The organism is Pseudanabaena sp. 'Roaring Creek', assembly GCF_001402795.1.
Lineage (GTDB): Bacteria > Cyanobacteriota > Cyanobacteriia > Pseudanabaenales > Pseudanabaenaceae > Pseudanabaena.
Genome location: NZ_LIRE01000238.1, coordinates 1 through 14,695 on the forward strand (window position 1 = coordinate 1; position 14,695 = coordinate 14,695).

At 43.6% G+C, this 14,695-nt stretch carries 12 protein-coding genes; 6 read left to right on the forward strand and 6 right to left on the reverse strand.

All coding sequences use genetic code 11. The annotated features are described in order from the left end of the window. Nucleotides 1–132: 132 nt before the first annotated feature. The 4 genes from AC805_RS08055 to AC805_RS08070 form a co-directional block, all read right to left on the reverse strand. On the reverse strand, nt 133–1,290 hold the full coding sequence (locus AC805_RS08055) for an Hpt domain-containing protein (RefSeq protein ID WP_055074947.1): 1,158 nt from the start codon (nt 1,288–1,290) through the stop codon (nt 133–135). Between the two features lie 201 nt (nt 1,291–1,491). Then, complete coding sequence (locus tag AC805_RS08060) at nt 1,492–2,082, reverse strand: GUN4 domain-containing protein (protein WP_055074948.1); 591 nt, start codon at nt 2,080–2,082, stop codon at nt 1,492–1,494. A gap of 53 nt (nt 2,083–2,135) precedes the next feature. Next, complete coding sequence (locus AC805_RS08065) at nt 2,136–4,163, reverse strand: chloride channel protein (protein ID WP_055074949.1); 2,028 nt, start codon at nt 4,161–4,163, stop codon at nt 2,136–2,138. A 175-nt stretch (nt 4,164–4,338) separates the two neighbouring features. Beyond that, nucleotides 4,339–6,660, reverse strand: coding sequence for a ribonuclease R family protein (locus tag AC805_RS08070; RefSeq protein ID WP_055074950.1), 2,322 nt, complete (start codon nt 6,658–6,660; stop codon nt 4,339–4,341). 981 nt (nt 6,661–7,641) lie between these two features. Here AC805_RS08070 and AC805_RS08075 point away from each other — a divergent pair. The 3 genes from AC805_RS08075 (at nt 7,642) to AC805_RS08085 (ending at nt 10,663) form a co-directional block, all read left to right on the forward strand. Then, nucleotides 7,642–9,261, forward strand: coding sequence for an iron uptake porin (locus tag AC805_RS08075; protein ID WP_055074951.1), 1,620 nt, complete (start codon nt 7,642–7,644; stop codon nt 9,259–9,261). A gap of 605 nt (nt 9,262–9,866) precedes the next feature. After that, a complete protein-coding gene (locus AC805_RS08080) occupies nt 9,867–10,073 on the forward strand; it encodes a hypothetical protein (RefSeq protein ID WP_055074952.1) in 207 nt (68 codons plus the stop codon). A gap of 176 nt (nt 10,074–10,249) precedes the next feature. Next, on the forward strand, nt 10,250–10,663 hold the full coding sequence (locus tag AC805_RS08085; RefSeq protein WP_055074953.1) for a hypothetical protein: 414 nt from the start codon (nt 10,250–10,252) through the stop codon (nt 10,661–10,663). A 125-nt stretch (nt 10,664–10,788) separates the two neighbouring features. Here AC805_RS08085 and AC805_RS08090 read toward each other — a convergent pair whose 3' ends face one another. Together AC805_RS08090 and AC805_RS08095 are read right to left on the reverse strand one after the other, a co-directional pair. After that, a complete protein-coding gene (locus tag AC805_RS08090; protein WP_082429433.1) occupies nt 10,789–11,466 on the reverse strand; it encodes a HEAT repeat domain-containing protein in 678 nt (225 codons plus the stop codon). Nucleotides 11,467–11,482: 16 nt separating this feature from the next. Beyond that, nucleotides 11,483–11,725, reverse strand: a complete 243-nt coding sequence (locus AC805_RS08095; RefSeq protein ID WP_055074954.1) for a hypothetical protein — start codon at nt 11,723–11,725, stop codon at nt 11,483–11,485. 182 nt (nt 11,726–11,907) lie between these two features. On the opposite strand from AC805_RS08095, the gene AC805_RS08100 reads away from it, so the two are divergent. From AC805_RS08100 to AC805_RS08110, 3 genes are all read left to right on the forward strand, one after another. Beyond that, on the forward strand, nt 11,908–12,312 hold the full coding sequence (locus AC805_RS08100) for a DUF3119 family protein (RefSeq protein ID WP_055074955.1): 405 nt from the start codon (nt 11,908–11,910) through the stop codon (nt 12,310–12,312). Nucleotides 12,313–12,530: 218 nt separating this feature from the next. Beyond that, nucleotides 12,531–13,811: an FGGY-family carbohydrate kinase gene (locus tag AC805_RS08105; protein ID WP_055074956.1), complete on the forward strand. Its 1,281-nt coding sequence runs from the start codon at nt 12,531–12,533 to the stop codon at nt 13,809–13,811. Between the two features lie 164 nt (nt 13,812–13,975). Further along, entirely contained in the window at nt 13,976–14,656 is a 681-nt protein-coding gene (locus AC805_RS08110) for a hypothetical protein (protein ID WP_055074957.1), read from the forward strand. Nucleotides 14,657–14,695 lie beyond the last annotated feature (39 nt).

Genomic DNA, 14,695 nt, shown 5'->3' on the forward strand with positions numbered 1-14,695 from the left:
TATAGCTATAGCCAAATAAGTTAAGACATAAAATCCAGAATAGTGTTGCGGCGCTTCGCGCCGCAACACTATTCTGGGTTTTGTTTTTGTCCTAACATAACTGACTACTGCTATCGTAAGTGCCTATAGTTGCTAATTGATATTACAGTTCGCAATTTTAGCCAGAAGCGCGGCATACTGAGCCTGAAACTCCTTTGCTTTAGAATCCTTAGATTGATGCCATGCTGCTAACCAAAGAGGAGTAGGGAAATGCCCTTCAGGGGGCGATTGCGGTGAAGTAGCATTGGAAGCAATCCAAGTTCCATTCTGTCGCCATCCCACGCGATCGCTAAAGGTTTGCCAGCCCTTCATCGCTTTGTCTTCCTCGATCACCGCACCAAAGATCTTACTTACCTCGTCGGCGGAGGTATTATCAGGCTTGCTACTAATAACTTTAGTGGGGATGGTGGTATCCACCTTTTCTACCAAGCTTGCAGGTATTAATTGCAGCAATTGTGAGGAAGCCTTGACTTGATCGGTTTTCTGAGCCAGCACCTGTTCTTGAGCTTGCTTGATTTCTTTAATTAGAGTCGGTGCAAGCGTGCGAAATTGATTATTTGGATTCGCAACGGCAATGCGCACCGATTCCATTAAAGATGACCAAGTAGATAGACCAAAGCGATCGCCAATTTCCTGTAATTGAGTACAGATCGATTCCAAATTCTGGCGACTGCGAGGACTATCAGGCTGCTTAAACAGCTCCAACATATTCCGTAATTTGAGTGGAACCTCAGCCTGAAAAGCCGTCAGCATTGCTTTTGTATCGATCTTAGGCGTTTTGCTTGCCGACTTAATCGCACTCTTAGACTTTGCCTCAGTGGGTTTACCAGAGATCAGATTTTGGAGATGGGCTTTAAGATTAGCAAAAATTTGATCGGAGCCAGCCATGACTCCATCCACCGCATCTTTAGTCAAACCATAGGGGCTTTGGAGATGCTCGACTAACTCTTGCAATTTATCAAAGGCTTGAAGAAAAAGCGTTTGAAGATCCTGATCGACCTTAAAATTGGTGTTTTCGCGAATTACCTTAAAATAATCTTCAAAATTATGGGCAACATGTTGAATGCTGCTAAATCCCAGCATTGCGGCTCCCCCCTTAATTGAGTGGGCAGCACGAAATATTTCATTTACAGCTTCAGCATCTCCCATCAATGTTTGCAAATTCAGCAGTCCTGATTCGATAGTTTGGAGATGTTCCTTGGCTTCCTCAATAAAGTAGCCTGTAATCTGCTTTTGCTTGTCCTGATCCATGATGCTGACTGACCCCTTCAAGTATGGATTGTGTATGGATTGTGTATGGATTGTATGAATTGATGAATGATAAAATGCCTATCTATCGGGAAAAGCGCAGTAAAGCCCCAACATTACCTAACCTGCAAATATCATTCTAGAAACACCTCAAAAGTATCTCCAGAATATCCTAGAAGTTTCTAGAAATATTTATCCCAGAATTTATCCCAGAATTGATGACATATAAACCTGATTTTGGGCGCTAAATCCATAGCGTCCTTGACTGTGCTGCTGCCACAGCTTGTCAATGATTTGCAGATCGTCACAGGAGATTTGCTTGATTTCCTCAGATGTCAACACCGAACCAATATTCTTACGCGCCGCATGACACATCACATTCCATGTCTCTTGGTTTGCTTCTTGCCACTTACCACCAGCTAACAAAGCACGCAGCTTAGTATAGTCGACCCCCGTACTAGAGGTAAGAGATTGCGTTGGTATAGTATTGTTAGGACTGGCGATCGCCACAGCACTACTTACACGCCGAAATCGCAAAGTCATTGCCCCGTTGCTTTGTCCATCACCTAATAAAATTGCCTCACCCGTATCCGTGAGCTTTAGTGAAATTTCGACCTCATCTAGAGCTAATCCATTGGCATGACTTGAAGAACTGTCGGTTGCGAGTTGCTGCACTAGCTTTGCAAGTCTTTGGATACTGTCTTTAATCTTAGTGGTGCTAATCGATTTTACCGACGCACCTTTGGGGCGATCGCCATTTGCTACAAATTCAATTAGTATTTCTTCGCTATCCATGACATCCTTATTTGGGCTATTTGCCAGATATTTAGACAATCTATGCGTAAATTTTAAGAGGAAACCGCCTCAGAACTATGTATATCCGACTCTCTGTTTAAATTATTGTTTGAAGCGTTATCTAGGCTATTACTTAGAGCATTGTTTAAATTATTTACATTATTTACATTGTTTGCATTTAGATTATTGTCTTTATCATTGCTCTTGTCATTAGCATTATTGCTAGATCCATTACTAGATCCATTGCTAGATCCATTATTTACAGTATTACTGTGAACGGCTGCAATAGTTACGGTTGGCTTAGTCGCTGTAATTCTAGCAGCGATCGCTCGTTTTGTTAGAGCAGTATTATAGGCTGTCGTAATTGCTAAACGATCGACCATACCAATTACGCGCTTAGGTTGGTGGCGATCGACTACGGGCATCTGTCGCAGATCTCTAGTTGCCATACGTTTCAATGCTTCGGCAAGCGATTCATCGGCAAAGGTATAGAGCACTTCTTTAGTACAAATATTCTGTACGGTCATTTCTTCAAGGGGGCGATCGACCACAGTGTTAGATAAAAGCCGTTTGATATCTTGAGTGGTAAGGATACCTTGTAAATGGTTAATGTCATCAAGAACTAAGGCGCTATGGTGATAGCCACTAGTAATAAATTGGGCGGCTTGTAGTAACGGCATCGAATATTTAACCGATGCGGGATTAAGGGTCATTACCTCGGCAATTTTAATTTTTTCCAGAACCTCAATATCGGCGGGCAGGTCAGACCATTGCATCATCATCCGATCGGCTTTAGATGTATCGAGTTGATCAAGTACCCAAGCACAGAGTCCCACTGCTGCCATGAGCGGCAAGACGATGCGATAGTCGCGGGTCATTTCAAATAGTAGTAATACGGATGTCAGAGGAGCGCGAACCGTTCCTGCCAAGACCGCTGCCATACCGACTAGAGCATAGGCAGGAGAAGCCGCGATCGGAATCGATGCAGGTAAAAAGCTAGCGATCGCCTGTCCATACAAACTGCCCAATACGGCTCCTAGGAAGATAGAAGGCGCAAATATGCCACCGACGAAACCACTAGCAGAGCTGATTGCCGTTAGTACGAGTTTGATCCCCAGCAGTATCGCCAGTAGAGGAATGGTGAAGGGGGTATCTTGCAGGATTGATTCCACTGTCTCATACCCAATACCGATCGCCTCAGGAAAGGTCAAGGCAACAATACCGACACATAAGCCCCCAATTAAGAGTTTGATAGGCATCGGCAGCTTTTGCATAAAGGGAGCGATCTTCCATTGCCCTGCAAAAAACTTTTTAGCCTGCTTGATCGCACGGGTAAACATTAACGCCACAGCACTGGCTAGTACCCCCAAGCCAAGATAGAGCGGTAACTCCCAATAGCTGCGTACTTCATAGACAGGCAAACTAAAAGCGGGTCTTTCCCCCAGACTGATCTGGGAAACCAATGCCGAAATTACCGAAGCAATAACCACAACACTAACATCAGAGTTCGGGCTGGATTTACTGGTGCGATAGGAATCGCGGAGTAATACCTCTAGGGCAAAAAATACACCTGCGATCGGTGCGTTAAACCCAGCCGCCAAACCCGCAGCGCCCCCCGCACCGATCAGTAACCTAATCCTTTCGCTAGAAAATTGCATCATTTGACCGAGCAAAGAGCCAATATTGCTGCCTAGCTCCACACTCGGCCCCTCAGGTCCCAGCGAAGCTCCTGCCCCGAGAGAAAGCGCTGCTGCTACCGTTTTTAGCGGAACCTGTGAGTAGGATAATGCTAATTCTCGGCTAGAAGTACTAGATTCATCGCGATCTAACTTGAAGCGCAAAATGCTAACTACTAATGCCCCTATCATCGGGATGAAAACAATTGCCCAATGCCACTTCGCAATAAAAGCTAAGGCTAGTTCATGCCAATAAAATTCTTGGGCGATTAAAATCAGCTTGCGAAATAGGGTTACCCCAGTCCCACTGATTACGCCAACGGCGATCGCTGAAATAAGCATAACCGTCTCCGCAGATGGCTGAAGACGGTTTAATACGGTCACCAATAGGCGGGAAAGCGACATGGTGGAGAACTCGCGGAGAGTAGGATATAAAACTAGCGTCAATGCCCGATTAAAACAAGCAATTAAAATAAGCAATTAAAACAAGCAATTAAAACAAGCAATTAAAACGAGCGATTAATTAAGGTTAATTAAATAGCTATTGACCGAGGCATAACTCCAGTCAATAGCTATTTAATCATTCTAAAGTTTCAGAATCGTCGTTTGCCTCAGAAAATTCTGCTAAAGCTGATTCTGAGTTAGCTTCAGTGGTATTGGATGGATCGCGATCACCTTCAGAATTTACTACCGCAACTAAGTCAATTTGCTGGCGATAGTAATCTACGCCCTTGACCTGCACCTCTACGCGATCGCCCAGACAATATTGGCGACCACTGCGACGACCGACTAGCAAAGTCGAAGCCCTCGCACGACCTTTACCATTGATCAAGGGGAACTCATACCAATCATCCTTAAGAGAACTGACATGCACTAGCCCTTCCACCAATAGCGATTCGATCTCCACAAAGAAGCCATAGGACTGGACGCTGGTAATAATGCCGAAGAAGTTGCCACCCGTGTGCGATCGCATAAACTCCGCCTTACGCAATCCATCGAGATCAGCGATCGAACGATGATATAGAGCGTCAGCTTGATTGAGTTTCGGTACGACTGCTTCCAAGTCTTCAATTAATTGGCGTTCGGTTTCAGGAGGCAGCACACTCCAATTGACTTGACCGTGGGAGCTAGAACTACGCAAGTTCACCCCATCCTTAATCCTGATGCTACGACGATCTCGCCCTTCTTCAAACACGGTATGTAAAATGCGTTGAATCAGTAGATCGCCATAGTGGTTTTGAGGAAACACACCATGCATGTAGGGTTGGTCGATTAAGCCCAGACCAAAATGCATGGCAGGCGTAAGCACATACTCATTGGTCTTAAACATCGACAGCAACAAATATTTGAGAATGTCGCGAGTTGCTTCCTGTTCGAGCTGGTTTACCTGTCCCAAAATCCGATGCAGATCGGCAATTTGGAGCTGTTCGGGATTTTCCAACTTTGAGGCAATCCCGATGCTCTCCAAGAGTTTGGTCCAATCATCGACCTTGCCTTGATCGGGGGGGATTTGGTGCAGATAGATTGAAGGAACAGCAAGGGAATGTAGGTGGGAGGCGATCGCTTTATTTGCAAGGATCATTACCTCCATTACCGAGCCCGAAATCTGTAAAGTCAAAGGAATCACCGTTAGACCCCTGACTCCCTCATCCGCTTCTTGAGAGGGAATTTGTGGCAAAACTAGTCTGATCGCATTGGACTGATTTTGCAGTAACGTTCCCACCTTAGCAATCAAATGCACCAGTTCTTCTACCTCAGTATCAATCTCTTGACTGGGGGCATCTTCATCAACGGCTACCTTCCCATCAAGAATCTGCTGCGCTCTTTGATAGCTCAAGTTAGCCCGCACCAGTACGGCGGAAGGCTGGATCTCAAAGGAAAGCATATTGCCATCGCGATCTAACTTAATCAACACCGACATCGTTAGATATTCAGGTTGATTAAATACATTCATTTCAGGCAACATCGGCAAGACCGTGTCTCCAAGGAAAAATGAGCGCAACCGCTTCTGTGCTTCTAAATCCAACGGCGAACCTGAGGCAACGTAGGTTGCGACATCGGGAATATGCACGCCTAATTCCCAGCCCGTTTCCACTTCAGCGATCGAGATCGCAGCAGCATTACCAATTCTCACTGTTAGGGTTTTGCGCAGGTCAAGACGATGCTTGAGATCTGCCTTTCTAACCCCCCTAGGCAAACTCGCTGCGGCGGTCAAAGCTTTCGCACTAAACCTGCGGGGTAAATTATGTTTGCAGCAGACCAGATCGATATCGTTAGTTGATTCTGCATCATCGCCCAAGATTTGCAAAATCCGCCCCAAAGGCAAATGATTGCCTAACGAAAACCGCACCATTTCCAGATGAACCAGTTTTCCCACCGCTACACTCAGATCGGGCGTTTCTTCGTCTGGGACTAATTCCACTTCAAACAGCAGTCGATCATCAAGGGGTAAGGCTCGATAACTATCGTCAGTAAACTTTACGGTTGAGAGTAAAGTAGGATTTGAGCGTTCGAGGATCAAGCGGACTTCACCCTCAGGCGATCGCCGTCGCACTCCATCCTTAGTGACCCTCACCAAAACGCGATCGCCATTCCAAGCGTTGCTCAGACGACTTTCTCTAACATAGATATCTTCAGCACCCTCAACATCTTGAATTGCAAAGCAAAAGCCTTTACTAGAACAACGTAAACGACCTTCAACCAAACCCTCTTCGTGAATGCGTCGGTATCGCCCCTTGTCTTTTTCAAGGACACCAATTTTTTCGAGAGCATCAAGAGCAACTTGGAGTCGACGCACGCTTTTGCTGTCATCACCAATCCCAAGTTTTTTTTCAATCGCTTTGGGTGTAACTAGTTTGTCATCAGAGAAATTGTCTAACAGTTGATTAATCGAGAATTCCATGAGGCGAAGATCAAGCGATTGTTTAAGGTGAGCAAATTAAATCGAACGAGGGGGGTAACAAAATAGCAACCTACGAACATAAGCCACAGTAGGGAGAGCCAAAGAGCAATCAATATCACAAACCAACGAAAGCTAAAGTTTCGATGATTATCACGGAAAACAACTTCTATAGGTTCGACTTATCAAAACGAAACCAAAGAGGTTGATTTATCTTTTTAGAGGCGATCCAGATAGCGCTGCGATATCATTACAGGACAAGAAAAATGGGATAGCGAAAAATATGGATCGAAACGCATATTTTTTGGTTGCCCAATTCTTATGATGCATTCCCAAAGAAATTTCAACGATTTCGGTAGGGTTTTAGCTCTCTTCTGCCATGATTACAGGGCTTAGACGGCTTACGGATTTGCAAAGTTAGCTTGTATAGTGTTCCCCTGCTATTTATATTTTAGCCCAATTGCTCCAGCAAATATTTTGGATATTAATTATTTTTTTACTTTAGAAATCGTAACTACCGATAAGAGATCTCATGGAAGTCTCATGGAAGTCTCATGGAAGTCGGTATCGAGCGATCTCGTAAAAGCAATCTCATAAAAATTGCCAAGGTGAAAATTGCCAAGGTAAACTATTAGGGATTGTCAAGAGATCGAGGTCATTGCTATATTGCAGTCCGAAATCGAAATCATTTGCGAAAAATAGGGCTTCCGCTTAGCTCGATCAAATATAATAATCTTGCCGCCATCGATTCCCGAAATTGTCATATCCCCGTCTTTTTTAGGAATCAGTTTTTTCTATTTATTTTGGTATTCATTACAGTTATTTGCGATTATTGGCGATCGCAAAAAAACATAATCAAGGTAAGGTTAAATTGTAAATACATGAACAATGTATCGACTAACACTTAACTTTTTGTTGCTATTATTGCTACATTAAATCAAGACAGGTGTTAAGACTGTTATTTTGTGAGGAACGGTAATCTAAATGTCTAAGTTTTCCAAGAAAAATTACAGCGTAGTCATATCTGCCGCTGTTGCTGCATCCGCCCTCATCAGTGGTGGAGCTAATGCTCAAGCTTCTCAAAACTCTGAAGTAATCCGCTCAGTAAGTACCGATAGCTTGGCACGTCCTAATGCGATCGCTCAAAATGTTACTTCAGTATCTCAACTTAGCGATGTTCGCCCTACCGATTGGGCCTTCACCGCACTGCAATCTTTGGTAGAGCGCTACGGTTGTATCGCTGGTTACCCTGATCGCACATTCCGTGGCAAACAAGCAACTAGCCGTTATGAATTTGCTGCTGGTTTGAATGCTTGCTTGGACAAGATTAACGAAATCATCTCCGCAGGTTTGGCTGACAAGGTTAGCAAGCAAGATCTCGCCACCCTTCAAAAGCTTCAAGAAGAATTTGCTGCTGAACTTGCAACTCTTCGCGGTCGTGTAGATGCTCTCGATGCAAAAACCGCTAAGCTCGAAGCTCAGCAATTCTCCACCACCACCAAACTACGTGGAGAAGCAATCTTCGGTCTTGCCGCTGGAACCGACGGCGTTTCTACAACTGGCGTTAGCAGCACAAACACAACTTTCAGCTACCGCGTTCGTCTCAATCTAGACACCAGCTTCACTGGCAAGGATTTATTAAGAACCCGTTTGCAAGCTAGCAACACTGGCAGCTACAACGCATTGGCTGGTAGTAACAGTACTCGCCTATCCTTTGATGGATTTGGATTTACAGGCAGCTCTGCTAATAACTTTGAAATCAATCGCTTGTACTACAAGTTCCCCGTTGGCGATCAATTCACCGCTTACATTGCCCCAATCGGTGCTGTAGAAGATATCATCAATCCTCTTAATCCTCTTGAGAGTGATAGCCAAGGAACTATTTCTCGTTTCGGTCGTTTCAATCCATTGATCCGCATTGCTTCTAGTGGTGGTGCTTCAGGGCTAGCAGTAGCTGGTTTTGACTGGAACTTTAGCAAGAGTGCTAGTTTCCAAGTAGCTTACAGCGCTTCTAACGCTGCGGCTGCTTCTGGTCAAGGTGGTATATCTGGTGGAGACACAAAGGTTGTTGCTCAGTTGGTAGCAAAACCTTCTGATGCACTTACTCTCGGTATTGGTTATGCTCGTGCATATACCGTTGGTAACACCCTCAGCTCTGGTCTAAACGCTGACTCTCTAGGTGGAGTAAGTGCTCCTGGCGTAAGTGGAATCAACACAGATACCGTTGCAGGTAGCTTGATTTGGGATATCACCAAGAAGTTCACATTTAACACTTGGGGCGCTTACACCTTTGCTAACTCCACGGGTACAACCACTGCTGGTACTACATTTACTAGCTGGTTAGCTTCGCTTTCCTTGAAAGACATCTTTAGTGAAGGCGACCTTGCTGCTCTGTCCTTCGGTCAGCCTTTGCTCAGAACCAGCGTAACTGGATCTGCTCAAGGTAGTGCTAGCACTCCTTACCAACTGGAAGCCTTCTATCGTTTCCGCGTTTCTAAGAATATCAGCATCACCCCTGGTGTATTCTTTGTATTCAACCAAGGTAGCGATAGTGCTAACGGAACTGCAACCGTTGGTGTAATCCGTACCACCTTCTCGTTCTAAAAAATTATTTGCTAGAACAAAACAAACCTAATAGTTTTTGCTTATCTAATAATATTTAGTTAACGTAAAACTGCCTAAAAAGAGGAGACCTGTAATGTCTCCTCTTTTTATTTATAGCTACAGTCACTTGAATTAGGACAAATCAAAACCCAAGAATTAATTGGCGGCGCTTCGCGCCGCCAATTAATTCTTGGGTTTTATGTCCTAGTAAATTTGGCGACAGCTATATAACGTCAGTTGGGGTTAAGCTGACAAATATTAAGACAAAATTAAAATCCCAGAAGAGAATGGTAGCGCGAAGCGCTACCATTCTCTTCTGGGATTTTACGTCCTAAGTAAACCTTGCATTGCTATATAAATAGGGCTATTAATCTTGTGGGTTAAATCATAGATTGATTTCTATATAAGGCTTTAAAATTTTGCTTAATTTTTTGCTTAATTTTCTACCTTATTCTGTAGATTAATATTCAAAAACTGGGTACTTTTAATTTAGAAAGACTAAATTCTGTAAGTAGGTTTTAGTCTGTCGCATTTACGGTCAAAACCGTTAAAAGTTGAACTGGATTATATTTATGGTTAAGCATTTCTTGTGCATTAGTTCGTTTATGGCTTCATCAGTTTTAGGTTTGATGGTATTTGCTAGCCCAGTCAAAGCACAAGCAGTTGACTGTGCTATTTCAAGTGATGGCAATGTTGCGGCATCGGTTTGTGTTGATGAATTTGGCAATTCTGCTGTTGCTATTGCTGATAGTGATGGCAATAAGATTGTTGTGGATAGTAACGGCAATTATGAATATGAGTTACGTTACTAGGCTGCTGGGCTGAAATCACAGCCATTTACATGGTCGATTCCCACTACAAAATTTAATTTTTTAGCATTGGATTCTCGTAGCCATTCATAATTGTGGATTTACTTATGGGAAAAAGGGGAATAAATCCGATGCGGCAATTGTTAGACCATTATCTCGATCAATCACAGTACTGAAATATGAACCTAATTCTGACTAAACTACTTCCTGTAGCGGCTTTAGCGCTGTCCTTAAGTGGGAGTCTAGCGATTCCTGTATTTGCTCAATCCAACGTTCTCATCGCCAAAAGCGAACAGAGATTAGACTTGCATCTGACATCCGAGCAAAAAGTCAAGATCAAAAAAATTGAATCTGACGCTCATGACAAGGTTAAAAAATTGCTGACTGCCGATCAGTTAAAACAGCTCAATACGGCTTTAAGCAAAAAGGGGGAATCCTTCCGCCACGCTCTGAGCACTGTACGTTTAACCGACGAGCAGCATGACCAAGTTCTTGCTATTAAGAAAGAAGAGACTGCTGCACAAAATGCGGTATTAACTCCCGATCAACTCAAAATTTTGAAAGCTTATATTGATTCCCATAAAAATCATTAAATAGCTACGCCCTTCCCTGTCAAGAAATAGAGGTGCGGAGCTAAGCTCCGCACCTCTATTTCTTGGTTTAGTATGTCTATCCTTAGGTTGCTATTGTTGGGGTAAAAACTAAAGCATTATTTGTCTTAAAGAAGAGCTATTAAGGCTTGAGTTGATTCGGCAACTTGTGGCATTGGGTCTTTGGCTAGTTTCTCTAGTCCAGCTTTAGCTTCATCGCCTCCAATTTGGGCAAGGGATTGGGAAATACGATGGCGTATTTGCCAATCGGGATCGTCTGTAAGGGGGATTAAAAGGGGAACTGCATTGAGATCCCCCAGATCTCCTAGGGAACCGATCGCAGCAATCTTCACAAGTTCATTAGGACTTTGTAAGGCTTCGGCGAGGAGATCGAATCCTTGAGGATCGCCAAGTTCCCCGATCGCTGCCACAATACTAAATTGAAACATCCAGTCATTAGTAGACTCGTAGGCGGTTTTAAGTAAGTCGAAGGCTTGGGTAAGTTGCAGAGAACCAAGCGAAGCTGCTGCTGCCGCACGAACGTCAATTTCAGGATCGATGTTTAGGCGATCGCTTAAAACTTCTAGGGATTTTTGTAAGTCGACATGACCTACGGAACCAATTTGGCTAATGGCATCGTAACGAATACGGGCATAGGAGTCATTCGCGGCAATTAGGAGTAAAGTAAATCGTTCAGAAATGGGGAGAGAGCGACTAGCATGGAGGGCTTTCATTCGAGTACCCATGTCATCCGCAGCTAGTTGCTCTCTTAAGGTGGCAAACTGAGTTTCTAATGTTTCGCTCACAAGAAAAATCTCGCAATTAATACGCTAACGTTTCTAGTGTCTCACGTAAGTAGCTACGCACGAGATCGTCAAGAACGCTTTCTTGGAATACGACAACATCTTTGGGATCGCCTTTGGAGTCGTCATTACGAGATCGCTGCCATTTATCAAATCCCGAACTTGTCGCGATCGCTTGCTTGAGATGGCTCCAGACTTTGGGGTCTTTAGTGGCTTCGGGTAAAGGTAAAGCCAAGTCATTCGCTGTTGAGGATAAGTTCATAGACATTTCCTAAGCTTATATAGAGATTGTGTGAGGTGGATAAATATGGAGGGAGAGTTAGTATTCAATTAACTCAAGTACATAACTAGCGCATTAATATTTATCCTATCATTTCTATAAAGAAGCCATAGATTTAGAATTAAATGTATATCTATAGATATAAATCAATTATTTAAATCATCATGACCGCTTCAAATCCTTCCATCGATCCAAAGATTGCATCGCAGAATACAGAACTAAATCCAAACTATGCAATACCTACCGTACTCCTATTGGCAGGAATCCCATTAATTTGGGTTCAACCGATTGCTGCGGGTTTAGTTGCCATTTTTGGACTGTTCTTAGTCTATCAAGTGGCTACCATTCGGTTAGTATTTACAGCGACAGATTTAGAGGTTTATCGATCGCAAGAAAAGTTCCGTACTTTCCCCTATCAAGAGTGGCAAAATTGGAAAGTATTTTGGTTCTCGTTTCCCATTTTATTTTATTTTAAAGAAGTAAAAAGCATTCATTTCTTACCAGTTTTATTTGATGTACAAATGTTGAAAACCTGTTTGGAAAAACATATTCCTCTGGCTAAATCTTAGTCTTGAGTATGGAAGTGGCACCCTTAGAAGGGAAGCTTTTAAAAGGCATTTAGGATCGCGATAAGTAGCTGAGCATAATTAAAATCCAGATCTAAAACCTGTGGCGCACGCGTAGCGTGCGCGGCAGGTTTTAGGACTTTATATTTAATTAAGCCCACTTACTTCGTAACTATTTTTTAGCACAGAGGAGTATATGTCTTTCTGCTTACGGAGTAGTCATGCATTATTTTTTAGGTATTGATTTTGGAACTTCGGGAGTACGTGCGATCGCCATCGATCGGGAAGGCGAAATAGTTGCGCTCACCCGCTCAGACTATGACATCCGCAATTGCGAAACATGGCGGAACGCACTTTTTGAAGTAATTACGAATTTGCCTGAGTTCGTCCGAGTTAATATCAGAAAAATAGTGATTGATGGGACTTCGGCAACGGTTTTGATTTGCGATCTCGCGGGAAAAGTCATCGCTCCACCAATGATCTATAGCGATGCTTGCGAGCTGGCAATTTTAGAACGAGTAGTTGATATTGCCCCACTGCACCATTCAGTGGCAAGTGCGACTTCTAGTTTTAGCAAATTAATTGCGCTAACTCCAACTTGGAGCCAAATACCCGAAGGATTTTATTTCTTACATCAGGCTGATTGGTTGGGTTATCTGCTGCATGATCGGTTGGGAGTAAGTGATTATCACAATGCGCTCAAGCTGGGTTATGAACCGTTAAGTTTGACCTATCCTGACTGGTTGCGAGCATGGGCAAAAGCCCATCCAACCGTAATTTTGCCAGAAATATTTGCCCCAAGTACCACGATCGCCAAAATTCAAGCAAAAGTTGCTACCCATCTGGGATTACCCAAAGATTGTGAGATCGGCGCGGGCACGACCGATAGTAATGCTGGGTTTCTAGCTTGCATCGGTATGGCGAAACCTACATTGGGTACTGCGGTTACTTCTTTGGGATCAACGATGGTATTAAAAATATTAAGTGATCGCCCGATTAATGATCTGAGTTATGGAATTTATAGCCATCGCTTCGAGCATCCCGCCTGTGGGTGCTTATGGCTGGTAGGTGGAGCTTCTAATGTGGGAGGAGCAGTCTTGAAACAGTTTTTTACAGATATAGAATTAAGCGAACTTAGCGATCGCATCGATCCCCACATTCCTAGCGCCTTAGATTATTATCCTCTACCCAAGATCGGCGATCGCTTTCCCATTAACGATCCGCATCTAATCCCCAGATTAGAACCAAGACCGCAAGATCCCGCAGAATTTTTACATGGGTTATTGGAAAGCATGGCAAGAATTGAGGCAAGGGGCTACAGTCTTTTACAAGAATTAGGCGCTTCGCCACTACGGCAAATTTACACCGCAGGGGGAGGAGCTAAAAATCAAACATGGACAAAAATACGCGATCGCTATTTAAAAACGCCAATGCAGAAGCCTTTAGAAACTGAGGCTGCTTACGGATCGGCATTATTAGCTAAAAGCAATTTTGAGGTTTAATACCAATTCACAAAAGTGTGACAACACTTTTGTGAATTAAAAACTAAATCTAGTAAGGGTTTTCAAGTTAAGAAATGGCGTAGCCATTTCTTAACTTGGCATAAAACTTTAAAATTGGTTTCATAATGGTTTAGGCGTAGCCGTAGCCCAGTTAATAAGAGATTATGATTACTCCCCTCAAGCGCAAAAATTTTGATGAGCTAATACCCGCTGTTCCCACCTCAGAGCAGTATCAATACTATTGGGGCGACGGTCAGAGCGTATTTCGTCGCATTGCGATTTCCATCGCCTGCGTGATTGTCTTTACGATCCTCTATAACCGCGTTAATGAAAATAGTCCGAATAGTTTTGCGGCAGTGGCGATGTTTGTTTGTGCAGCTTTTGGGGGACTGTATTGGATGTTAGAGCCTGTGGCTTTAGCCAGCATTCGGAACGCTAAATTGCGGCGCTTTGCCTACTGCGGATTTTGGCAAGCGGAAGTGCTAGATGTGTATGTGTCACAGGAAGTGCTTGCCCGCGAGGAAAAGGTGGATTCGAGAGGAAGAATGGATGTCAGCTATGATGCGGAAAGTTTCCTAAATATCGAGCTTGGTGATGAGACGGAGTTTGTGACAACTCTACGGTTACCGATGAAACGGGAACTCAAGAGGATTCGCCCAGAGCAAACAGTATATTTGTTGTTATTTTCTAACGATCGCCGTTTCGGTCGGGTTAGCCGTTTAACCTCGGATGCCTATATTCCACAATACAAACTTTGGGTCGGCGACTACCCCTATCTACGTCGAGATACCTTTGTCGATTTGACAAAATATATGAATAAGCGATCGCAAAGGGTCACTACTTAGAGAGATAAATAACGTCAGTTCGGATTAAGCTGACAAATT